At 73.4% G+C, this 22917-nt stretch carries 17 protein-coding genes and 1 pseudogene; 8 read left to right on the top strand and 10 right to left on the bottom strand.

Annotated elements, in window-relative coordinates; all coding sequences use genetic code 11:
• Window positions 1-23: 23 nt before the first annotated feature.
• The 3 genes from IG78_RS0133205 to IG78_RS44470 all read right to left on the bottom strand — a co-directional run bounded on the left by IG78_RS0133205 (window position 24) and on the right by IG78_RS44470 (window position 3012).
• Window positions 24-1463, bottom strand: coding sequence for a cytochrome P450 (locus tag IG78_RS0133205; protein ID WP_078965764.1), 1440 nt, complete (start codon window positions 1461-1463; stop codon window positions 24-26).
• Window positions 1464-1481: 18 nt separating this feature from the next.
• Window positions 1482-2288 (bottom strand): alpha/beta fold hydrolase, encoded by an 807-nt coding sequence (locus IG78_RS0133200; RefSeq protein ID WP_051853151.1) that lies wholly within the window; start codon window positions 2286-2288, stop codon window positions 1482-1484.
• Window positions 2289-2400: 112 nt separating this feature from the next.
• Window positions 2401-3012, bottom strand: a complete 612-nt coding sequence (locus IG78_RS44470) for a nucleotide exchange factor GrpE (RefSeq protein WP_051853147.1) — start codon at window positions 3010-3012, stop codon at window positions 2401-2403.
• 448 nt (window positions 3013-3460) lie between these two features.
• Between IG78_RS44470 and phsA the strand changes: the two genes are divergently transcribed.
• Window positions 3461-5293, top strand: coding sequence for an O-aminophenol oxidase PhsA (gene phsA, locus IG78_RS0133190; protein WP_107055049.1), 1833 nt, complete (start codon window positions 3461-3463; stop codon window positions 5291-5293).
• Here the strand turns inward: phsA and IG78_RS0133185 are convergent.
• Both IG78_RS0133185 and IG78_RS50865 read right to left on the bottom strand, forming a co-directional pair.
• A complete protein-coding gene (locus IG78_RS0133185) occupies window positions 5287-6039 on the bottom strand; it encodes a CTP synthase C-terminal region-related (seleno)protein (protein ID WP_078965762.1) in 753 nt (250 codons plus the stop codon). The genes phsA and IG78_RS0133185 overlap by 7 nt on opposite strands.
• 211 nt (window positions 6040-6250) lie before the next feature.
• Window positions 6251-6673 (bottom strand): hypothetical protein, encoded by a 423-nt coding sequence (locus tag IG78_RS50865; RefSeq protein ID WP_063760834.1) that lies wholly within the window; start codon window positions 6671-6673, stop codon window positions 6251-6253.
• On the opposite strand from IG78_RS50865, the gene IG78_RS0133175 reads away from it, so the two are divergent.
• Window positions 6672-7538, top strand: coding sequence for a LysR family transcriptional regulator (locus tag IG78_RS0133175; RefSeq protein ID WP_030570543.1), 867 nt, complete (start codon window positions 6672-6674; stop codon window positions 7536-7538). The two genes, IG78_RS50865 and IG78_RS0133175, sit on opposite strands and share 2 nt — an antisense overlap.
• Window positions 7539-7586: 48 nt before the next feature.
• Window positions 7587-8348, top strand: coding sequence for a PDZ domain-containing protein (locus IG78_RS0133170; RefSeq protein WP_030570540.1), 762 nt, complete (start codon window positions 7587-7589; stop codon window positions 8346-8348).
• On the opposite strand, the gene IG78_RS0133165 is transcribed toward IG78_RS0133170, so the two are convergent.
• Complete coding sequence (locus IG78_RS0133165) at window positions 8341-9150, bottom strand: metallophosphoesterase (protein ID WP_030570537.1); 810 nt, start codon at window positions 9148-9150, stop codon at window positions 8341-8343. The genes IG78_RS0133170 and IG78_RS0133165 overlap by 8 nt on opposite strands.
• Window positions 9151-9337: 187 nt before the next feature.
• Here IG78_RS0133165 and IG78_RS0133160 point away from each other — a divergent pair, with 187 nt between their 5' ends.
• On the top strand, window positions 9338-10465 hold the full coding sequence (locus IG78_RS0133160) for an aminopeptidase P family protein (RefSeq protein WP_030570534.1): 1128 nt from the start codon (window positions 9338-9340) through the stop codon (window positions 10463-10465).
• Between the two features lie 108 nt (window positions 10466-10573).
• Here IG78_RS0133160 and IG78_RS0133155 read toward each other — a convergent pair whose 3' ends face one another.
• A complete protein-coding gene (locus tag IG78_RS0133155; protein WP_030570531.1) occupies window positions 10574-11575 on the bottom strand; it encodes an aldo/keto reductase in 1002 nt (333 codons plus the stop codon).
• Window positions 11576-11693: 118 nt separating this feature from the next.
• Window positions 11694-13562 (bottom strand): annotated as a pseudogene (gene treZ, locus IG78_RS0133150) (malto-oligosyltrehalose trehalohydrolase); the annotation flags it as partial.
• Between the two features lie 33 nt (window positions 13563-13595).
• Here treZ and IG78_RS0133145 point away from each other — a divergent pair.
• A complete protein-coding gene (locus tag IG78_RS0133145; RefSeq protein WP_051853145.1) occupies window positions 13596-14156 on the top strand; it encodes an FHA domain-containing protein in 561 nt (186 codons plus the stop codon).
• A gap of 111 nt (window positions 14157-14267) precedes the next feature.
• Here IG78_RS0133145 and treY read toward each other — a convergent pair whose 3' ends face one another.
• Window positions 14268-16769 (bottom strand): malto-oligosyltrehalose synthase, encoded by a 2502-nt coding sequence (gene treY / locus IG78_RS0133140; protein WP_030570523.1) that lies wholly within the window; start codon window positions 16767-16769, stop codon window positions 14268-14270.
• An 81-nt stretch (window positions 16770-16850) separates the two neighbouring features.
• Between treY and IG78_RS0133135 the strand changes: the two genes are divergently transcribed.
• On the top strand, window positions 16851-18326 hold the full coding sequence (locus tag IG78_RS0133135) for an MFS transporter (protein ID WP_078965761.1): 1476 nt from the start codon (window positions 16851-16853) through the stop codon (window positions 18324-18326).
• On the opposite strand, the gene glgX is transcribed toward IG78_RS0133135, so the two are convergent.
• A complete protein-coding gene (gene glgX, locus IG78_RS0133130; RefSeq protein WP_030570518.1) occupies window positions 18280-20388 on the bottom strand; it encodes a glycogen debranching protein GlgX in 2109 nt (702 codons plus the stop codon). The genes IG78_RS0133135 and glgX overlap by 47 nt on opposite strands.
• Before the next feature lie 160 nt (window positions 20389-20548).
• Here glgX and IG78_RS0133125 point away from each other — a divergent pair, with 160 nt between their 5' ends.
• The gene (locus IG78_RS0133125) at window positions 20549-21346 is read left to right on the top strand and encodes a hypothetical protein (RefSeq protein WP_030570515.1); all 798 of its coding nucleotides are present in this window, start codon (window positions 20549-20551) and stop codon (window positions 21344-21346) included.
• A gap of 128 nt (window positions 21347-21474) precedes the next feature.
• Window positions 21475-22833, top strand: coding sequence for a copper amine oxidase (locus tag IG78_RS0133120; protein WP_030570513.1), 1359 nt, complete (start codon window positions 21475-21477; stop codon window positions 22831-22833).
• Window positions 22834-22917 lie beyond the last annotated feature (84 nt).

The following is a 22917-nucleotide window of genomic DNA, read 5'->3' as shown; positions in this document are numbered from 1 at the left end:
TCTTTCCGCACCGTATCCGACGCTCAGTCGGCGAGGCGCACGGGCAGTGTCTTGAGGCCGTTGATGAAGTGCGAGACCAGGCGGCGCGGTGCCCCCGCGGGCCGCAGGACGGGAGTGGCTGCCAGCAACTCCGCGTAGAAGGTGGCGAGTTGCAGGCGTGCGAAGTGTGCTCCCAGGCAGAGGTGCGGGCCGTCGCCGAACGACACGTGCGGGTTCGGCGTCCGCGTCAGGTCGAGCCGGTCCGGCTCCGCGAACACCCGCTCGTCGCGGTTCGCCGCGGCGTGGAAGACCACCACCTTGTCGCCGCGCCGGATGTGACGCCCGCCCAGTTCCGTGTCCCTGGCCGCCGTCCGCCGGAAGCTCAGCACCGGAGGGTGCCAGCGAAGCAGTTCCTCGACGGCACCGGGCAGCGGGACCGCGCCCGTCCGCAGTCCGAGCAGCTCGTCCTGGTGCTCGGCGAGCGCGAGGGCGCCGCCGGGTGCCGCGCCGCGCACCGTGTCGTTGCCCGCGACCGTCAGGAGGAAGAAGGACATCTCCAGTTCGGCGGTGGTCAGCCCGGGCGTGGTCGCCAGCGCCGTCATGACGTCGTCACCGGGGTGGCGCCGCTTGTACGCGGCCAGGCGGCCCGCGTACGCGAACATGTCGGCCAGCATCGCCGGTGAGCGCGGATTCACCGGCCGCCCGTCCGGGCCGAGCACCGTCCCGCCCGCCCCCGCCGCCTCATCAGGGTCCTGGTAGCCGATGACACGCCGCGTCCAGTGCAGCAGCAGGCCGCGGTCGCTCTCCGGCACGCCCAGCAGATCCGCGAGATTCAGGAGCGCGTAGTCGTCGGTGACCGCGGCGACGAGGTCGCAGGTGCCGTCCCCGGCGCGGGCCTGTGCGACGGCCGCGGTCAGCAGACCCCTCGCGCGCTCGCGCGCGACGGTCGCGAACCTGGCGACACGGCGCGGCGTGAACGCCCCGCCGAGCAGGGCGCGCAGCCGGTGATGGCCGGTGGAGTTCCCGCCGCGTGCGCGGGAGCGCGCGCCGGGGCGCGGGTCCTGATTGAGCATCATGCGGCGGATGAACGGCAGGTCCGCCGGGTCCGGGTCGCGGATCTGGGTGGCACCCAGGTACGAGGAGTACGTCGTCGCGTCCCTGAGCACGGCCGTCACGTCCGCGTGCCGTGTGACCGCCCAGAAACCGGGCCCGGCGGGCCAGCCGAGCACGACCGCCTCCTCCTGCCGGGCGACCGGGTGGTGGTCGCGCAGGACGCGGTAGCGGTCGTACGGGACGGAGTCGGCGTAGATACGGGGGTCGAAGACGTCGGGTACGGGGGTGGTGGGGGCGGGGTCGCGTACGGGTACGGCGGCGGAGTCCTGGCCCGGGGCCTGGCCCGGGGTCGGGCCCTGAGTGGGTCTCGGGGTCGGGGTCGAGGCCGGGGGCGGCAGGTCTTCGCCGGGCGGGGGCGAGGGTAGGGACATGGGCGGGTGGCCGCCGGGTCAGGAGCCGGGCCGCGCCGGTGCGGGCTCCGGCGTGCCGTCGTCCGCCCGCAGGAAGTCCTCGACGGCACGGATCAGGTCGAGCGGCGCCTCGTCCATCGCGTAGTGCCCGGCGCCCGGCAGGTCCACGAGCTGGCCGCGCGTGAACCACGTCAGCCACGTCTGCCGCATCACCGCCGCCGAAAGCGCCGGGTCGAGCGCGCCCGTGACGGCGAGCGCGGGCACCCGGCAGCCCTGGAGCCGCTCGTGGAAGTCGTCGCCCGTCCAGGAGTCGAGCCAGGCGCGGAACGCCTTGGCGTCGCTGCACGCAAGGGAGCGGGCCACCATGCGGTCGAGCCAGGCGGCGGGGCGTACGCCGCCCGTCGTCATGTCGATGATGGCGCGCCGGTTCTCCGGCCGGTGCGCGGCCGAGGAGAACAGTTTCCACGCCTCGGGTTCCAGCGGGAGGCCCGACGCGGGCACCGGTGAGACGCCCACGAGCCGCCGCACCCGGTGCGGCGCGAGCGCCGTCACGCACTGCGCCACGCTGCCGCCCATGGAGTGCCCCACCAGGGAGAACCGTTCCCAGTTGAGCCGGTCGGCCAGGTCGAGGAGGTCCGCGGCGCCCTCGGCGGTGGTGTACGAGCCGACGGCGTCCTGCGCCTCGCCGTACCCGCGCAGGTCCACCAGGGCGTACTGGAAGGCGCCGGTGTCGAGGTCGGCGAGCAGCGGCGCGTACGCCGAGCGGTCCGCGAACCAGCCGTGCACGGCGAAGACTCTGTGCGTGCCTTCGCCCACCAGTTCGTGCGGCAGGATGAATGAGGTCACGTCGGCCACGATGACCGCGCCGCCCGGGCCGCGCAAGGGCGCGTGGGCGTTCCGGCGGAGGGCGCGGACGCCGCCGGGCCCGCTGGGAGCGCGGACGCCGCGGACGTCACCTTCATTCGAGGGTGCTGCCTTCACTGTCCGGCGGCGCGTGCGGGTCCGGGCTGTCCGTCGGTACGTGCGGGTCCGGGCTGTCCGGCGGCCCGTGCGGGTCCGGACTGTCCAGGGTCTCGTGCGGGTCCGGCCGCTGGCCTTCCTCGGCGTCCGCGGTGGACGCGACCACGACCCGGGCGGGGCGCAGCACCTGCCCCTGGTAGCGGTACCCGCGCCGCATCACCTCCAGGACCTCGTCGTCCGCCACCCCGAGTGGCGCGGGGCGCATCTCCACGATCTGGTGCGTGGCCGGGGCCGCGCGCTCCCCGGTCTGCCCGAACACCTCCAGGCCCTCGGCGGAGACCGCCGACTCCAACTGCCGGGCGACGAGTTCGAGGCCGTGGTGGTACGCCGCCGGGTCCCGGCGGGGCCCGCCCGCGAGCAACTGCCCGCAGGCGTCCAGTGCGTCGGCGCACACCAGCAGCAGCCGCTCGATGTGCGCGCGGTGCGCGGCGTCGCGGGCGGCGAGCGCCTTGGAGCCCTCGTAAGCGGCGAGGGCGGCAACCGCGTACGGGACGTCGGGGTCGGGATCGGGGTCCGGGGCGGGTGGCTCCGGCGGGTCCATCGGGTTCATGGGCCTGCTTCCTGTCACGCGGGTGGCGTCACCTTCCGACGGCAGGCGGTGACCTGGTCCGCAGCCTAGATGCGGTGCCGGTCCGCGCACCGAAAAACCCCGATCTCTCACCCGTACCGGAGGCACCATGCACCATTTATCCGGAATACGGCATTCACGGAACTCTGGTGGGAAGCGGGGAGTCTTACCGGGTGAAGGACGTATTGCAAGGGAAAGTGGAAGCAGTGGAACACGGGGGTGTTCGACCATGACCGACATCCGCATCGACGCAGGCGTAGGCGCAGACTCAGACTCAGACTCAGACACTGACGTAGGCGCAGACTCAGACACTGACGTAGACACAGGCACAGCCGCCGATCACTTAGCCGGACCCGTCACGGCGGGGGCGGCAGAGGCGGCAGGGGCGGCAGCGGAAGCAGCGGCGACCGAGCGCGGCGCCCGCGAACTCGTGCCGTATGTTGCGCCCTTGACCGTCCCGCCAATCCTGCGCCCCGCGGGCGGCGATGTGCGCGAGGAGACCGAGATCGCCGTCCGCCCGGCCTGGGTGCGCCTGCACCCGCAGTTGCCGCCCACCCTCATGTGGGGGTACGAGGGATGCGTGCCGGGCCCCACCATCGAGGTGCGGCGCGGCGAGCGCATCCGTATCGCGTGGACCAATCGCGTGCCCAAGGAGAGCGAGTTCCCCGTCACGGCCGTCGAGGTGCCGCGCACGACACCGCCGTCGAGCACCCGTCCGGGCCGGGACCGCGTCGAGCCGAACAAGGACGTGGCCGCGCTGCCCGCGTGGACGGTGACGCATGTGCACGGCGCGCAGACGGGCGGCGGCAACGACGGCTGGACGGACAACGCCGTGGGCTACGGCGACGCCCAGCTCTCGGAGTATCCGAACGACCACCAGGCGGTGCACTGGTGGTATCACGACCACGCCATGAACATCACCCGATGGAACGTCTACGCGGGTCTCTACGGCACCTACCTCGTCCGCGACGACGAGGAGGACGCGCTCCAACTCCCCGCCGGGAAGCGGGAGATCCCGCTCCTCATCGCCGACCGGAACCTGGACACCGACGAGGACGGCCGCCTCACCGGCCGCCTCCTGCACAAGACCACGATCGTCGACCCCAAGAACCCGGAGACGGGCAAGCCGGTCTCCCTGCCCTTCACCGGCCCGTACACCACGGTCAACGGCCGCATCTGGCCGTACGCGGAAGTGGCGCCGGGCTGGTATCGCTTCCGCCTGGTCAACGCCTCCAACGCCCGTACGTACGAACTGGTCCTGGTCGACGAGGACAACAAGCCGGTGCCTGGTGTGCTGCACCAGATAGGCAGCGACGGCGGGCTGCTGCCCCGGCCCGTGCCCATCGACTTCGACGCGGCCATGCCCACGCTGACGGCGGCGTCCGCGGAGCGCTTCGACCTGCTCGTGGACTTCCGCAGGCTCGCGGGCAAGCGGGTCCGCCTGGTGAACAAGGGTCCGAACGCGGCGCCCGGAGTGCCCGACCCGGTGGGTGACGTGGCCTATCCGCACGTCATGGAGTTCCGGGTGGGCCGGGGCGGCGGTGCCCCTGAGACCTTCCGGCTGCCGGACGTCCTGTCCGGCTCCTTCCGTACGATCGGCCACGGCGTTCCGCACGGCCACCGCCTGGTGGTGCTCACCCCGCCCGCGACGAAGGGCGGCGGCGGTCACCCGGAGATGTGGGAGATGGTGGAGGTGAAGGACCCCGGCTCCGTCCGGATCCCCGCCGACGGCGTCATCCAGGTGCGCGGCCCGGACGGCGTGACGAAGACGTACCGGCGCATCGCCCGTACGTTCAACGACGGCCTGGGTTTCACCGTCGCCGAGGGCGCGCACGAACAGTGGAGCTTCCTGAACCTCGCGGTGAACCCGAACGTGACCCACCCGATGCACGTCCACCTGGCCGACTTCCAGCTCCTCGGCCGCGACACGTACGACGCGTCCGGGTTCGACGTGACGATCGGCGGCACCCGTGCCGGAACGCCGGTCGCCCACGACCCCGCGCCCATACCGACCGCCCCGAACGAGCGCGGCTGGAAGGACGTGTTCCGCGTTCCGGGCGGTCAGATGCTGCGCGTCATCGGCAAGTTCGACGGCGCGTACGGCCGCTTCATGTACCACTGCCACCTCCTCGAACACGAGGACATGGGCATGATGCGGCCCTTCGTCGTGCTGCCCAAGGAGGCGCTCAAGTTCGACCACGGAGGGCATGGCGGCCACGGCGACCACGGCGGACACGACGGGGGGCCCGGCGGCGGTCACTGAGGAACGGTCGGCGGCACCCGGGCCGCGTGGTCCACCGCGGCCCGGCCGAGCGCCCGCACGATCGGGTGCGGGCGCGTGCCGTCCCCGTACAGCTCCGGCTGGAAGAGGGTGGCCAGGAAGAAGGGGTGACCGGGGAGTTCGGCGACACGGACCTCGCCCCGCTCGTCCGTGCCGGTGAAGCGCAGGCCGTGCGTGCGCAGGGTGGCGAGCCTGCCGGTTCCGGTTCCGGTGTCGTGCGCCGGGCCGTACCTGCAGTGGTAGCGCTCCACGGTGCGGTCGGCGCCCAGCACCGACTCGGCGAGCGAACCCGGCGTCAGCGTCACCACGCCCTCGTGCCCGACCAGCGAGCAGGCGAGCGGCGCGATGAGCGGGTCCTCGGCGTCCGGGTCGTTCTCGGCGTGCGCGGCCCCGGTCAGGCCGCAGACGTTCCGCGCGAACTCGAGCACGGCGTGCTGGAAGCCGCCGCAGGTGCCGAGGAAGGGGATGCCGTCCTCGCGTGCCGTGCGGATCGCGGCCAGCGCGCCCGCCTCGCTGCGGTACGGGCTGCCGGGCAGCATCCACACCGCGTCGAAGCCGCGCACCGCTCCCGGCTCGGCGGCGTCGGCGGTCGGTATCCAGTACGCGTCGAGGACGAGGCCCTCCCGGGCGGCAAGGGCGTCGAGGAGCAGCGGGACGCGGGTGTGCGAGGTGACGGTCGGGGAACGGTCGCCGACGAGGGCGATCCTGGCTGCGGGAACGTTGCTCATGACGGCCATCCTGAGCGGCCCCGCGGGGGCACGTCCAACGACGAAAACTGCATGCTCCATAAGCATCGGTGATGGGCCTTGCGGCTGTGCTGAGCTGCTGGGGCGCCGGGGTGCCGGGTGTCCCGGGTGTCCTGGGTGTCCTGGGCGGGCAGGGCGCCTCGGGTATCCCGGCGACCCGGGTGCCTGGGGTGCTCCGGGTGCCCTGGGCGCTTCAGGTGCCTCGGGTGTGCCGGGTGCCCCGGGTGCCTCGGGTGTCCCGGGTGGTCTGCGTGTCCTGGGTGTCCCGGTCGTCCCGGGTGCCCCGGGTTCCCTGGGCGCTCCAGGTGTCTCGGGCGTGCCGGGTGTCTCGGGCGTGCCGAGTGCCTCGGGTGTCCCGGGTGGTCTGCGTGTCCTGGGTGTCCCGGTCGTCCCGGGTGCCCCGGTCGTCCCGGGTGCCCCGGGTGCCCCGGGTGCCCCGGGTGCCCCGGGCGAGCTGGGTGCTCCAGGTGCCTCGGGCGTGCCGGGTGCCCCGAGTGTCCCGGGCGAGCCGGGTGCTTCGGGTGTCCCGGGTGCTCCAGGCGGCTCGGGTGTGCCGGGCGTTCCGGGTACCTCGGGTGTCCCGGGTGTTCCGGTGGGCGGTGATCCTTGGTGTCATGGACCCGCACCTCCTGCGTACGTACGTCACCGTGACCCGCCTCGCCTCGTTCTCCGCCGCCGCGCGCGAACTCGGCTACACCCAGTCCGCGGTCTCCCAGCACATCGCCGCCCTGGAGCAGGACCTCGGCACGCCGCTCCTGACCCGCCGCCCCGTCGCGCCGACGCGCCCGGGCGAACGCCTCCTGGAGCACGCGGGACCGCTGCTCCTCCGCCTCGACGCGGCGCGCGCGGAGGTCGCCGCCCTGGCGGGCGCGGCGGACGAGCGGCTCGTCGTCGCCGCCGCGCCCACGGCACTCACGCCCCGTACGCTGCGGGCCCTGCCGCCGTCCGGCGTGACCCTGCGCGTGCTGCCCCGCGCGGACGTCCCCGAAGCCGTCGCCACGGGCGCCGCACGCCTCGGCCTCGTCGACGGCCTGGCCGCGCCGAGCGATCCGCTGCACCTGGCCGACACCGCGCCCCTGCACACCCGCGGCGCGGGCGAGGAACCCGTCCATGTCCTGCTGCCCGCCGGGCATCCGCTGGCCGGGCGGCCTGGCCTGCGCCTCGACGACCTGGCCGACGCCCGCTGGCTGGACGCACCCGGCGCGAGCCTGCCCCTCGGGCAACTGCGGACGGTCCACGGCACCGGCGCCTTCCGCCCGTCCCTGCGGTACGAGGGCACCGACGTGCGCACCCTCGCCGCGCTCGCCGCGGCCGGGCACGGACTGGCCCTGCTGCCCGCGTCGGCCGCCGACGCACCCGGCACGGTCGCGCTCCCGCTCACCGCCCCCCGAGTCGTCCACCGCACCGAACTGGTGCACACCGCGGCCCTGTCCGGACCCGCCGCCACGTTCGTCGCACGCCTGGACGTCACTCTTTCGTGAATCGTCGCGCGGGGTCACGCCGGGTAGAGCTGTGGCCGGAGGCGAGCCATGGAACAGACCGCGTTGCGTCCGAAGCCCCTGCCGGGCCACGAGCCGGGCCCCGGCCGATCACCCGCCACGTCCGACACGTCCCGCACCTCTCCCACGTCCCGCACATCCCGCGCACCCGGAAGGGACTCCCGCCCGCACGCGGCACGGCGCCGCGGCAGACGGCTCCGTACGCTCCTCCTCGGCCTGTTGTGCGCGACGGCCCTGGTGCTCGTGGGCGTGGGCCTCGGCACCGTGGGGGTCACCGTCATCAGCATGAGCAGACTCGCGGAGATGCAGAAGCAGGCCGGCGCGCAGGGCGCACAGGGCGTGCCCGGCGCGCAGGGCGTGCAGGGGGCCGCGGCGCCCGGCAAGGGACAGGGCGCGGACCCGAACACGCCCCCGGGCCAGCACCCGGGCAAGCCGGGTAAGCCCCCCAAGGGGCCCTCGGGAAAGGCCGATTCCCGTAACCCCGCCACCAGCGAGGGCGTCGCGCCCGCCCGGCCACCGTCCCCCCGCCCCGCCCTGGGCGTAGAAGCCGTCGATGCCGCAGGCCGGGGTGGCGCCCAGCTCACCGCCGTGCACCAGCCGGGCCCCGGCTACGCGGCGGGCCTGGTCCGCGGTGACGTGCTGCTCGCGTTCGGCGGGACGCGGGTGCGCTCGGCCGGTGACCTGGCGAAGGTGGTGGCGGCGGCCACGCCGGGCCGGAACGTGACGGTGACGGTGCGTCACGCGTCCGGCGCGCGGCAGGCGTTGACGGTGAAGCCGGGGCTTGTCACGTGACCACGCGGAAGTGCGTGGTCAGCCGCCGCTCGTCGTCCAGGACGTGGAAGGCGAGCCCGGCGGGCGATTCGAGGTCGACCAGGCCCTCGCCCTCCCAGGGCAGACGCAGCGTCGAGACCACCCCGGGGCCGACGATCAGCGGCCGCCCCGCGAAGGTGGTGGCCGCCGGGGTGTGCGCGTGCCCGATGATCAGGCCCACGATCTCCGGGTGCCGCTCCACGAGCGCCGCGAGCGGCTCCGGCGCCCGCAACCGCCAGGTGTCCAGGCGCGGGTGGTGCATCCGCACGGGGTGGTGGTGGAAGGAGAGCAGCACCGGCACGTCGTCGCCGAGCCGGGCGAGCCGGGCGAGTTGCTCTTCGAGCCAGGCGTACGTCTCCTCGTCGAGCAGCCCCTCGTCGCTGCCCGGCAGGCTGGAGTCGAGCATCAGGATCTCGGCGCCGCCGACACGGTGAGCGCGGTTGATCGCGGCTCCGGAAGCAGCGGTTCCGGAAGAAGCGGCTCCGGAAGCAGCGGCCCCGGACGGGGCAGGCTCGCTCTCGCCGAGCAGCGCCGTACGGAAGGGCCCGCGCACGTCGTGGTTGCCGGGGCAGGTCAGGACCGGCCAGGGCGCGTCGGTGAACAGCAGGCGCGCGGCCTCCTTGTACTCGGCCTCCTCGCCGTGGTCGGCGATGTCGCCGGTGACCAGGAGGGCGTCGAGGGGACCCGGCAGCGCCCGCAGATGGTCGAGGACCCGCTCGGCCCGCTCCGTGGCCCGTGCCGTCCCGTCCAGGTGAAGGTCACTGATCTGCGCGAGTACCAGCATGACGTACACACCTCTGTCCCTCGATTAATGGTTGAAACGTACCCAAGCATTAACGTCGAGGCGGGGAAACGGTCACCGGAAAGCCGGTGGCATGGGAACAGGCACGCGATACGCGCTCGCGCGGGACGGGGCCGACGGGCAGGATGCCGGGGGGAGATCCCCGTACACACCAGGCTCAGGAGGCCTCATGACCACGCCCGCGCCGGCTCCGTTCACCGCCGACGACTACCGTGCCCGCATGGACCGCGCCGCGCGCGCCGCCGCCGAAGCGGGTCTCGCGGGCGTCATCGTCGCGCCCGGTCCCGACCTCGTGTGGCTCACCGGCTACCGGGTCCCCGCCGACACCGAACGCCTGACCCTCCTCGTCCTGGCCCCGGGACAGGACCCGGTTCTCGTGGTGCCGAAGCTGGAGGCGCCCGACGCCGAGCGTGCGACCGGTGCGCCCGCGCTGACCCTGCGGGACTGGACGGACGGCGTGGACCCCTACGCCGTGACCGCGCCGCTGCTCGCCGCGGGCGGCCGGTACGGCGTCAGCGACAACGCCTGGGCCCTGCATCTGCTCGGCCTCCAGCGGCAGTTGCCCGACAGCTCCTACACCGCGCTCACCGAGGCCCTGCCGATGCTCCGCGCCGTGAAGGACGCCGCCGAACTGGAGCGCCTCGCCGCGGCGGGTGCCGCCGCCGACGCCACGTACGAGGAGATCCAGAAGGTGCCGTTCGCGGGCCGCAGGGAGACCGACGTCGCCGGTGACCTCGCGGACCTGCTGCGCCGGTCCGGGCACGAACAGGTGGACTTCACGGTCGTCGGCTCGGGGCCCAACGGCGCGAGCCCCCACCACGAGGCGGGCGACCGCGTCATCGAGCGGGGCGACATGGTCGTCCTCGACTTCGGCGGCCTGCGGCACGGTTACGGCTCCGACACCTCCCGCACGGTGCACGTCGGCGAGCCCTCAGCCGAGGAGCAGCGCGTGCACGACGTGGTCCGCGAGGCCCAGGACGCCGCCTGCCGCGCGGTCCGGCCCGGCATCGCCTGCCAGGACGTCGACCGGGTGGCCCGCGCGGTGATCACCGAGGCCGGGTACGGCGAGTACTTCATCCACCGCACCGGCCACGGCATCGGCGTCACCACGCACGAGCCGCCCTACATGATCGAGGGCGAACAGCAGCCGCTCGTCCCCGGCATGTGCTTCTCCGTGGAGCCCGGCATCTATCTGCCGGGCCGCTTCGGCGTCCGCATCGAGGACATCGTCACGGTGACGGAGGACGGCGGCCGTCGCCTCAACACCACATCGCGCGAGCTGGCGATCGTCGACTGAACCCGGGCGGGCAAGGCGCGGCACGCCCGGGCGGGCTAGGCGCGGCACGCCCGGGCGGCCGAGGCGCAGCGCGCCCGCACGGCGGACGCGGCGCGCCCGGGCGGTGCGTCAGCCGTGCGGCCGCTCGTCCGTGAAGTGGGCGAGCAGGTCGTACGGATACGGCAGCGGCCGCGCGCTCGCCTCCGTCAGGCGCCGCTCCTGCTCCGCCGTCAGCTCCCAGCCCACCGCGCCCAGGTTGTCGGTCAGTTGCTCCACCGAGCGCGCGCCCACGATGGGCGCGGTCACCCCCCGCTGCTGGAGCAGCCAGCGCAGCGCCACCTGGGCGGGCGTGCGCCCGGTCTCCTCGGCGACGGCGGCCACCGCGTCCACGACCCGCCAGGTCTCCTCGGTGGCCCGTGCCTCCCAGTCACCGCTGCCCCGCGCCCCCGCGGGGGGTGCCGCCATGCCCCGCCGGAACTTCCCCGACAGCCAGCCCGCCTGGAGCGGGCTGTACGGAATGACGCCCACCCCTTCCGCCGCGCTGAGGGGAAGCAACTCCCACTCGACCTCGCGGGCGAGCAGGTTGTAGCGCGGTTGCAGGGACACGTACGGCTCCCAGGCGCGGGCCCGGGACAGGTCGACGGCCTTCTGGAGCTGGGCCGGGCTGACGTTGCTCGTGCCCAGGTAGCGGACCTTGCCCGCGCGCACCAGACCGTCGAGCGTGGACAGGGTCTCCGCGAGCGGCGTGCGGGCGTCCCACACATGTGTCTGATACAGGTCGATGTAGTCCGTGCCCAGGCGGCGCAGGCTCGCGTCCACCGCCGACAGGATGTGCTTGCGGCTCAGGCCGCGGGCGTTGGGGCCCTCGCCCATCGGCAGGAACACCTTGGTCGCGATCACCAGGTCGTCGCGGCGGCGGCCCTTGAGCCAGCGGCCGAGCACCTCCTCCGACACGCCACCGGCATACGCGTCGGCCGTGTCGATGAACGTGCCGCCCGCCGCCGTGAACACGTCCAGCATCCGGTGCGCCGTCGCCTCGTCCGCGCCGCCGTCGCCGCCGCCGAACATCATGGCGCCGAAGCACAGCTCACTCACCCGCAACCCGGTCCGTCCCAGGTACCGCTGCTCCATCAAACCGTCCTCCTCGTAGGTTCCGCGTCAGGCACGCTAGAAGGTGAAGTGCGGTTCAGGTCAAGGGACCCCCTCACCCCGAAACCAACGACCCCCTCACCCCGAACCAGCAACCCCCTCACCCCGAGGCCACCAGCACCGCGCACGACTCCGCGGGCAGCCGCAGCGCCCCGTCCGCCCCCGGCGCCGCGACCGGCTGCCACGCCGTGAGGACGCGTGCGTGCGGCGCCCCCGACAGGACCACGGCATCGGCTCCGGACAGGTTCACGGCGATCCGCAGATCCCCGCGCCGCACCACGCACCAGCGCGCGGCCTCGTCGTACGTGACCCGCACCGCCGCCAGATCGGGGTCCGTCAGGTCGGCGCGGGCGCGGCGCAGCGCGATCAGCTCGCGGTACCAGGTGAGCACGCGCGCGTGGGGCTCCCGTCGCGGCTCCGACCAGTCGAGGCAGGAGCGCGCCCGGGTCGCCGGGTCCTGCGGATCGGGAATGTCGTCCTCCGCCCAGTTGTGGGCGGCGAACTCCCGTCTCCTTCCCCGGCGCACCGCCTGGGCGAGTTCCTGGTCCGTGTGGTCGGTGAAGAACTGCCAGGGCGTGCCGGCCGCCCACTCCTCGCCCATGAACAGCATCGGCGTGAACGGGGCGGTGAGCGTGAGGGCGGCCCCGCACGCGAGCAGCCCCGGGGACAGCGTCGCCGAGAGCCGGTCCCCCTGGGCGCGGTTGCCGATCTGGTCGTGCGTCTGGGCGTAGCCGACCAGGCGGTGGGCGGGCGTGCGGGCGCGGTCCACGGGGCGCCCGTGGCCGCGGCCGCGGAAGCTGGAGTGCGTGCCGTCGTGGAAGAAGCCGTGCGTCAGCGTCTTGGCGAGCGCGGCCAGCGGCGCGACGGCGAAGTCCGCGTAGTAGCCCTGGGACTCACCGGTGAGAACGGTGTGCAGGCAGTGGTGGAAGTCGTCGTTCCACTGCGCGTGCAGACCGAGACCGCCGCTCCCGCCGCTCCCGCGCGGAGTGATCAGGCGCGGGTCGTTGAGGTCGGACTCGGCGATCAGCGCGAGCGGCCTGCCGAGCTCCTCGGAAAGCCCGTCCACGGCCGCCGTGAGCTCTTCGAGGAAGTGCAGCGCGCGGGTGTCACGGAGCGCGTGCACGGCGTCCAGGCGCAGTGCGTCGATCCGGTAGTCCCGCAGCCAGGCAAGGGCGCTGCCCACAAGGTACGCGCGCACCTCGTCGGAACCCGGCGCGTCCAGGTTCACGGCCGCGCCCCACGGCGTGTGGTGGGTCTCGGTGAAGTAGGGGCCGAACGCGGGCAGGTGGTTGCCGGAAGGGCCGAGGTGGTTGTGCACCACGTCGAGGACGACGCCGAGCCCGTGCGCGTGCGCGGCGTCGACGAATCGTTTCAGTGCCTCGGGTCCGCCGTACGGCTCGTGCACCGCCCACAGCGACACGCCCTCGTAGCCCCAGCCGTGCCGCCCGGGGAAGGGGCACAGCGGCATCAGCTCTACGTGGCTCACGCCCAGTTCGGCGAGGTGGCCAAGGCGCTCGGCGGCCGCGTCCAGGGTGCCCTCCTCGGTGTACGTCCCCACGTGCAGCTCGTACAGCACGGCGTCCCGCAGGGCCCGCCCCGCCCACGGCTCCCGCCACGCGTACCGCCCGTGGTCGACGACCGCGCTCGGCCCGTCGGGTCCTTCCGGCTGCCGGGCCGAGCGGGGGTCCGGCAGCGTGGGCCCGCCGTCCAGCGAGAAGCCGTACCGCGTGCCGTCGGACCCTTCCGCCGCCACCGCCCACCACCCCGGGCGTTCCTCGTCGCGCGCCATCGCGCGCGCGGTGCCCTCCAGTACCAGATCCACCCGCTCCGCGTGCGGCGCCCACACCTCGAACCTCACGGCTGTCCCTTCGTCGCCCATTGCCGTACGGGGCACCCGTACCCCACGCGCGGGCCGGTCAGTGGGGCTTTCGCCCGGTTGACGCGTCTTCGGCGGCCCGCGGTTTCCTGGACACCCGGCCGGACCTGGCCGACAATTGCGGGCGTGACCTCGTCCTTGCCGCTCCCCTCCGAGCCCGCAGTTGTGCCGGCACGGCTCACCGACGCCGAGCGGGAGCGGGCCCTCGCGGTCCTCAGGGAGGGCGCGGCACTCGGCCGGCTCTCCCACGACACGTTCGTGCGCCGCATGGAGCTGGCACTCGCCGCCCGCCGCCAGGACGAACTGGCGGCGCTCACCGCCGACCTGCGCACGGAGGGCCGCTGGTCGAAGCTGGTGCTCGGCTCGGTGGGCGCGGTGTCCGGATTCACGGTGAAGCTGCGCAGGGCCTGGCAGTCCGAGCGGCTGCCCAAGCTGCTGCTCCCCGCACCCGGCGCGTACCCGCTGCGGATCGGCCGCGACCCGGCGAACGGCCTGCGGCTCAGCCACGACACCGTCTCGCGCGTGCACGCCGAACTGACCTTCCAGGGCGGCCTGTGGGTCCTGCGCGACCTGGGCTCGACCAACGGCACGGCGGTCAACGGCCGCCGGGTGATCGGCGCGGCCGTCGTCAGGGCGGGCGACCAGGTCGCCTTCGGAAGCATCACGTTCTGCCTCGCGACGGCCTGAGCGGGGCGTGCGCCTTCCGTGGGCCCACTGACACAACCCGCGGTACCTCACGGGGAGGTCAACGTGTGAAGCACTGCGGACCCGAGTTCCCCAGAGCCCGCGCGGGACCCGTCACACGCGTTCCAGGAGCACCACCGGCAGTTCCGCGAACAGTTCCGCCACGCGCGCGTTGCCGGTGAACTCCCGCCCCGGGGCGAGCAGATCGCGCCAGCCGTCCCCGCCGAGCGGCAGTTCGGTGTCCCCCCAGCCGCCCGCGTCGGCGAGCAGCAGGGACAGCCGGGTCACGGCCACGACCACGCTCCCCGAACGCCGGTAGGCCAGGCAGTGAGCGGCCGCGGCGCCCACCGCGGGCAGCGGCTCGTAGGTGCCCGCGCCGCCGAAGAGTTCGGGCCGCCGGGCGCGCAGCCTGAGCGCCGCCGCCGTCACCGCCGGCTTCTCGTCGGAGAGCCCCCGGGCCTTCCCGGTCCCGTCCAGCCCTTCCAGGAGGGCCGGGTCGAAGGTGACGCGGTGCCGGTTGTCCGGGTCGACCAGGGCGTGGTACTCGCGCTCCGTGCCCTGGTAGAGGTCCGGCACGCCGGGCATCGTGAGGTGCAGCAGGGCTCCGCCGAGGACGTTCGCCCGGATGTGCGGGGCGAGTTCGGCGGCGAAGTCGGTCACCGCGTACAGCGGTGTCCCGCACGGCCCGGCCTCCACAAAGGCCGCCACCGCCTGCTCGTACGCCTCGTCGGGCTCCGTCCAGTTGGTGTGCAGGCCCGCTTCGCGGACATGCTTCAGGAGCGCGCCCTGAAGACGCCGCGCGTACGCTCCCGCCGTTCCCGCCGCTCCCGCCGCTCCCGCCGCTCCCGCCGCCCCCGCCGCTCCAGCCGCCCCCTCCGCTCCCTCCGACAGCGCGGCCGGGGCGAACCCCACCGCGGTCTGCCACGCGGCCCACGCCAACTGCGGGTCGGGCGCCCGCCTGCCGCTCGCCCCGGTCCGGCGCGTCACCTCCGCGAGCAGCGCCGCCCACCGCGCGGGCGTCTGCGACAGGACGCTCACACCCGCCCGCACATCGGCGCTCCGCTTGGTGTCGTGCGTCGTCATGACGGTGCCCGTGTACGGCCAGTCGCGCTGCACGCGCGCGCAGTACGCGTGGAACTCCGCCACGTCCACGGCGGGACGGTCCGGCGAGCCGCCCACCTCGGCGGCCGACAGGAGCGGCGCGTGCCGGTAGAACGCCGTGTCCTCCAGGGACTTGGCCCGCAGCGCCGCCGCGGTCTGCGCGAACCGCGCCCGAAACGCCGCCCGCGCCACCCCGCCCGCGCCCGCGCCCGCGCCGAGCAGGAGTCCCCGCACGGCGTCCGCCGCCCCGCCCTCCTCCCGTACCGCGAACACCGTCTTCGCGTCCGCCGCGGCCTCGGCCGTGAGGACCGTCTCGGGATCGGCGCCCCCGGTGGCGTACGGGCGGTAGACCTCCAGGCGTACGAGCAGCTCGCGCAGTGCCGCCCGCAGGGCCCACGGCGCGTGGTCGCGCAGGGCGGGGTCCGCCGCGCACAGCGCCGCCGCCTCGCGCGTGAGGCGGTCGATCTCGGCGGCGAGTTCGTGCGTGACCACCTTGTACGCGGCGCGCCGCAGCGTCGCCGCCCAGTCGCCGCCGCGGTCGGCGGGCGGGGCGGCGAACCTGCGGTACTGGGTGCGGAGTTCACCGCTGCCGGACTCGTCGGCGAGGACTCCGTCGACGTGCCGCAGCGCGTCGTAGCCCGTGGTGCCCGCCACCGGCCAGGCGGCGGGCAGCCGCTCGCCGTCGGCGAGGATCTTCTCGACGACCGTCCAGCGCCCGCCGGACGCCTCGTGCAGTCGGCGCAGATACGCCCCGGGGTCGGCGAGGCCGTCGGGGTGGTCGACGCGCAGGCCCTCCACGACGCCCTCGCGCAGCAGCCGCAGCACCGTCGCGTGCGTGGCGTCGAACACCTCCGGGTCCTCGACCCGTACGGCGATGAGGTCCGAGATGGTGAAGAAGCGACGGTAGTTGATCTCCGTGCGGGCCAGGCGCCACCAGGCGGGCCGGTACCACTGGGCGTCGAGGAGACGGTCGAGCGGCAGCTTCTCGGTGCCCTCGCGCAGCGGGAACACATGGTCGAAGTAGACGAGGGTCCCGCCCTCGACCCGCAGGTGCGCCAGCTCGCCGCCGACGGGGCCGCCCAGGACGGGAAGCAGCACCTTCCCGCCGCCCGCCTCCCAGTCGATGTCGAACCAGCGCGCGTACGGAGAGCGCGGCCCCTCGCGCAGCACCTCCCACAGCGCCCGGTTGTGCCGCGGCACGGCCGCCATGTGGTTCGGCACGATGTCCACGACAAGACCGAGCCCGGCGGCGCGCGCGGTGTCCGACAGCGCCCGCAGCCCCTCCTCGCCCCCCAGCTCGGCGCGCACGCTCCCGTGGTCCACGACGTCGTACCCGTGCGTCGACCCGGGGACCGCCTCCAGGACCGGCGACAGATGCAGGTGCGAGACGCCGAGCGAGGCCAGATACGGCACCGCCCGGGCGGCTTCAGCGAACGGGAAGTCCAACTGGAGCTGTAGCCGATAGGTGGCGGTCGGCGGCGGCGGAACCACGGATTCGGAGCGCTGTGGCGTCATGCGAACGTACGTACCCTCCTGGCGGTCTTTCGTGCCTTCGACGCATGCGCGCCCCGGCGGGCCCGCCGTTAGCGTCCAACGATGGCTGAGAAGGTACGTGACGGCGGCCCCCGGAACGACGGGGCGCGCGCCGCGGAAGCGCGCCGCGCGCAGCCGGCGGGGGATGGTTCAGAAGCCGCCGCCCGGGGTGGGTGCGCCGGAGTGCGGGCCACGCTGGAGGCGTACCAGCAGGTGGTCGCGCTCAGCGGGGTCGCGCTTCCCGTGGTGTCGTTCCTGGGGCGGCTGCCCGTCGCCGTGATCCAGTTCGGCAGTGTGCTCCTGGTGAGCAGGACCAGCGGGTCGCTGGCGACCGGTGGCGCCGTCGCGTGCGCGCTCGCGCTGGGGCAGGTGACCGCGGGCCCCTTCGTCGGGCGGCTCGCGGACCGGCGCGGCCAGCGGCCCGTGGTCCTCGCTCTTACCGCGCTCAACGCGCTCTGCGTCGCCGCGTACACGCTCGGTGCCCTTCTGGAGCTGCCCACCCCCGCGCTGCTGCTCCTCGGCGTCCTGGCGGGCGCGAGCGTGCCCGGCATCGGGCCGCTCGCCCGCGCCCGCGTCGTACGCCTGGCCCGGGACCGGGGCGCGGACGGCAGGATCGTCGGCACCGCGCTGTCCCTGGAGTCCACGATGGACGAGCTGTCCTTCGTCCTCGGCCCCGCCCTGGTGGGACTCGCCGCCCTCGCGGGCCACCCGGCGTACGCGTTCGCCGCCGCGGTGCTCCTGGTCGCGGTCTGCGGCACGGGCTTCGCGCTGCACCCGACGGCACGTACGGCACATACGGCACATACTGCGAGCGCACCGGAACCCCGTGCCGCGGACGGGGCAAGCACGCCGGGCCCCGGCGCGGCGGACCGGGCACGCGCGCGTGGCACCCGCGCCCCACTGCCGCGCGAGGTGTACGTCGTCCGCACCGGCCTGGTCTTCCTCGGCGTGCTGCTCGGCGCCTGCGGAGCCGGGATCACCGCACTCACCGAGGAGCTCGGGGCGCCCGGCCAGGCCGGTCTGGTGTACGCCGCCATGGGGGTGATGAGCGCGGCCACGGGCCTGGCGACGGCCGCGCTGCCGGACCGCTATGGACTGCACGCGCGGTGGCGCGCCGCGACGGCCGCCGCGGCGCTGCTCTCCCTGCCGCTGGTGTGGACCCACAGCATGGCGGCGCTGTACGCCGCCGTCGCCGTCTTCGGCGCCGTCTACGCCCCGAACCTCATCACCGGCTTCGCCCTCATCGAACGCGCCGTCCCGCACGGCAGGCTCGCCGAGGGCATGACGTACGCGGCGAGCGCCTTCGTCGGCGGGCAGGCCGTCACGCTCGCGGTGGCGGGCCGCCTCGCCGAGACGCACGGCGCGGGCGCCGCGTTCGCGCTCGGCAGCGCGGCCGCGGCGGTGGCCTTCGCCGTCGCCCTCACCGCCCGGCCGGGACGCGACGGCCCGGGGAGCCGCGCGGCCCCCGGCCCCCAGGACCCCCGCCGCCACCTCAGGCGGGGCGCTGCAACACCGTCAGGCTCCGGTCCACGAGCGTGACCCGCTCACCGGCCCGCACCTTCATCCCCGTACCCGGAGGCACCCCGTCCTCCCGGGCGGTGTCCACCACCACCTGCCACTGCGCGCCCTGGTTGACCGGCACCACGAAGTCCAGGGGCTCGGCGGAGGCGTTGAACATCAGCAGGAACGAGTCGTCGCAGATGCGCTCGCCGCGCTCGCCGGGTTCGGAGATCGCGTTGCCGTTGAGGAACACCGTCAGTGCCCGCGCCTGCGCGGCGCCCCAGTCCTCCCGGGTCATCTCCTCGCCCTCGGGCGTGAACCAGGAGATGTCCGAGAGATCGTCGTGCGTGCCCTCGACGGGGCGGCCGTGGAAGAAGCGGCGCCGCCGGAACACCGGGTGGTCGCGGCGCAGCCACGCCATCGCGCGCGTGAACGCGAGCAGCGTGGTCTCGCCGTCGGGCCAGCGCACCCAGGCGACCTCGTTGTCCTGGCAGTAGGCGTTGTTGTTGCCGCCCTGCGTGCGGGCGAACTCGTCGCCGTGGCTGAGCATCGGCACGCCCTGGGACAGCATCAGCGTGGCGATGAAGTTGCGGAGCTGCCGGGCGCGCAGCGCGAGGATGTCAGGGTCGTCGGTCTCGCCCTCCGCGCCGCAGTTCCACGAGCGGTTGTGGCTCTCGCCGTCCTGGTTGTCCTCGCCGTTGTCCGCGTTGTGCTTCTCGTTGTAGGCGACCAGGTCGTGCAGCGTGAAGCCGTCGTGGCACGTGACGAAGTTGATCGACGCGAGCGGTCGCCGGCCGTCGCCCTGGTACAGGTCGGACGAGCCGGTGAGCCGGGACGCGAACTCCGCGAGCGTGCGCGGCTCGCCCCGCCACAGGTCCCGTACCGTGTCGCGGTACTTGCCGTTCCACTCCGTCCACAGCGGCGGGAAGTTGCCCACCTGATAGCCGCCCTCGCCGACGTCCCAGGGCTCGGCGATCAGCTTCACCTGGCTGACCACGGGGTCCTGCTGCACCAGGTCGAAGAACGACGAGAGCCGGTCCACCTCGTGGAACTGGCGCGCGAGCGTCGCCGCGAGGTCGAAGCGGAAGCCGTCCACATGCATCTCCGTGACCCAGTGCCGCAGCGAGTCCATGATCAGTTGGAGGACGTGCGGATTGCGCATGAGCAGCGAATTGCCGGTGCCCGTGGTGTCCATGTAGTACTGCGGGTCGTCGGTGAGCCGGTAGTACGAGGCGTTGTCCAGGCCGCGGAAGGACAGCGTGGGGCCCAGGTGGTTGCCCTCGGCCGTGTGGTTGTAGACCACGTCCAGGATCACCTCGATGCCGGCCGCGTGCAGCGCCCGCACCGCCGACTTGAACTCCAGGACCTGCTCGCCCCGGTCGCCCCAGGAGGCGTACGCGTTGTGCGGGGCGAAGAAGCCGATGGTGTTGTAGCCCCAGTAGTTGTTCAGGCCCAGGTCGACGAGGCGGTGGTCGTTCACGAACTGGTGGACCGGCATCAGCTCCAGGGCCGTGACGCCCAACTGGGTCAGATGGTCGATGACCGCCGGGTGCGCGAGGGCCGCGTAGGTGCCCCGCAGCTCGTCCGGCAGCTCCGGGTGCAGCATCGTGAGCCCCTTGACGTGGGCTTCGTAGATGACCGTTTCGTTGTACGGGGTGCGCGGCGGGCGGTCGTCACCCCAGTCGAAGTAGGGGTTCACCACCACCGACGCCATCATGTGCGGCGCCGAGTCCAGGTCGTTGCGCCGCTGCGGGGACCCGAAGTGGTAGCCGTACACCTCCTCGCCCCAGTCCACCCGGCCGCTCACGGCGTGTGCGTAGGGGTCGAGGAGCAGCTTGGCGGAGTTGCACCGCAGCCCGCGTCCGGGGTCGTAGGGGCCGTGCGCGCGAAAGCCGTACCGCTGGCCCGGCATGACGCCGGGGAGGTAGGCGTGCCGCACGAAGGCGTCGGATTCGCGCAGCTCGACGGCGGTCTCCGAACCGTCGTCGTGCAGCAGACACAGCTCCACTCGGTCGGCGGCCTCGGAGAAGACCGCGAAGTTCGTTCCGGCGCCGTCGTACGCGGCACCCAGGGGGTACGCCTGCCCAGGCCACACCTGCATGTCTAAGACTCTTCCACGATCGCCGCCGATCATGACCGGAGTTGTCCCGGAGTCTGCTCGAAAGTGGGGCAACCCCAACGGAGTTGGAGCCGTCTAACCGACTGTCCACATACTCGACATGCCCCAAAAAGGGGCTTGAACGGGGAGATAGGGGGAGGATGTGCGCAAGCTAGTCAGACGACACCTGGGGAAGGTGGTCGCCGGCGGCGCCCTGGCCGTGGCCGCCACCGCGACCATGGTGGCCGTCACCCTGCCTGACCAGGCAGGATCCGGTGATTCAGGGGATCGGAGCACCGCCGCGGGCGCGGCCGCGCAGGACGCGGTGGGGCGCGAGGGCGTGCTGGAGGAAGCTCCCGAGGAGAAGGACCGGGGCATAGGCAGCGACCCGCTGACCGACGCCGAGACCGAACGGGCCCAGAAGGCGGCCCTGGACAGCAACGGCCTGCGCGCCGCCGCGCGGGACGTCGAGGGGGACAGGGGCCCGCAGCGGCTCTCCACGAACCTCGCCGAGAGCGAGCCGGGTGAGAGCGGCGCCGCCGCGCCGCGCCGCGCCCAGGTCGTCTACTACGACTACAAGAAGGACACCGTCGTCACCAAGACGGTCAATCTCGACACCGGCAAGGTCGAGACGACGCAGCAGGCCCAGAACGTCCAGCCGCCGCCCAGCGCCGAGGAGCTCACCGAGGCCGCGAGCCTGCTCATCGCCGACGCGCACGGCAAGGGCCTGAAGCAGGACTTCAAGAAGGCCACGGGCAAGGCGCTCGCAGGGCCGGGGGACCTGGAGCTGAGCGGATTCGTCTTCCGCAAGGAGACGATCAAGAGCGTGCCGTCCGACCTGGCCGAGTGCGGCAAGCACCGCTGCCTCCAGGTCGTGGCGAAGGTCAAGAGCGGACCGTGGATCGACACCAGGTCCTTCGTCGTCGACCTCAGCGCGCGCAGCGTGGGCCGTCTCGCCTGACCGCGGGCAGGACACCCACCCGCTCTCCCCGCGAGCCACTCTCCTGGAGAGCCCATCTCCTGGAGAGCCCATCTCCTGGAGAACCCTTTCCCAGCGAGCCACTCTCCTCAAGAAGGAGCCATTTCCGTATGCACGTCTCGCACGGCAAGAGACTGACGCGCGCCCGCAGGGGGGCCGGTACGGCCCTCGCGGTGACCGCGCTGCTCGGGGCCGCGATAGCGGCGTCGGGCCCCGCATCGGCCACCGACAAGGCCGCGCCCAAGGCCGCGCCCAAGGCCGCGCCCAAGGCACCGGCGGCCGCCGCGGCCGACTGCAGTGACGCCTACAAGATCGAGAAGACCGTCGACGGCGGTACGACCTGGCGCATGTGCTGGCACTACAACACGCTGTCGGGCCTGATCCTCGACAAGATCAGCTACCAGCCCAAGGGTGAGGCCAAGCCCATCCCGGTCCTCACCAGCGCCCGGCTCGCCCAGGTACACGTCCCCTACGACGACGGCCAGGCCGAGTTCGACGACATCACGGGCACCGACTTCGGCAGGGCCCTGCAGAAGCTGAAGACCAGCGAGTGCCCCGGCGGCACCATCAAGACCGTCAAGGTGCCCGAGCGGGGGAACGTCTCCGGTCTGTGCGTCACCACGCGCGCGCGGGGGCACGCCTACCGCCTCAACAACGACGCGAGCACCGGCGGCACCGGCAAGGTCTACACCGGCCAGGGCCGGGACCTGCTCGTGTACACCGTGAACAAGGCCTCCTGGTACGAGTACATCACCGAGTGGCGGTTCTCATCGGACGGCACCATCTCCTCCAACGTGGGCGCCACCGGCAGCCTCTCGCCGTACGACTTCGACGGCGGCGACAGCCGCGGCTGGCCCATCGGCAAGGGCGACCAGGCCAAGGCCGAGAGCCACTCCCACAACGTCTTCTGGCGGATGAACTTCGGCCTCGACGGCTCGCCGAAGGCCAAGGTCGAGCAGTACGACTCCAAGGTCACCCCGCCGCCCGCGGGCGGCGGCAGCCCCACCACGAAGACCACCCGCACCCCGGTCACCAAGGAACTCGCGGGCGACCGCAAGGACATGCGGTGGTGGCGCGTGGTGTCGACGGCGGGAAAGAACAAGGACGGTCACCCGCGGTCGTACGAGATCGTGCCAGGGCCGAGCCAGAAGCACGCGGGCCGGCCGTACACCAAGCACGATGTGTTCTTCACCCAGTACAAGAAGTGCGAGCAGTACGCGAGCAACAACCCGTCCTGCGGCAACAACGTGCCCGCGAGCGTCGACAAGTGGGTCGACGGCCAGACCCTCACCCACCCCATCACCTGGGTGAACATCGGCTTCCACCACATCGCGAGGGACGAGGACCAGCAGCCCATGCCGGTCCACTGGCAGGGCTTCTCCATGGCCCCGCGTGACGTCACCGCCATGAGCCCGCTCACTCCGGGCGACCTCGCGGGGCAGAACGGCAAGCCGCCGCTCGGCGGTTGAGGGACGACCCTGTCCATCCGGCTGCACCGCCCGCCGCTCCCGGAGTACCCTTCCTTGATCGTTGACTGGGGAGCGTCCGGGGGG

Source organism: Streptomyces aureocirculatus (assembly GCF_000720475.1).
GTDB lineage: Bacteria > Actinomycetota > Actinomycetes > Streptomycetales > Streptomycetaceae > Streptomyces > Streptomyces aureocirculatus.
Note: the sequence above shows the minus strand (reverse complement) of the source record. Positions and strands in the feature narration are given on the sequence as shown.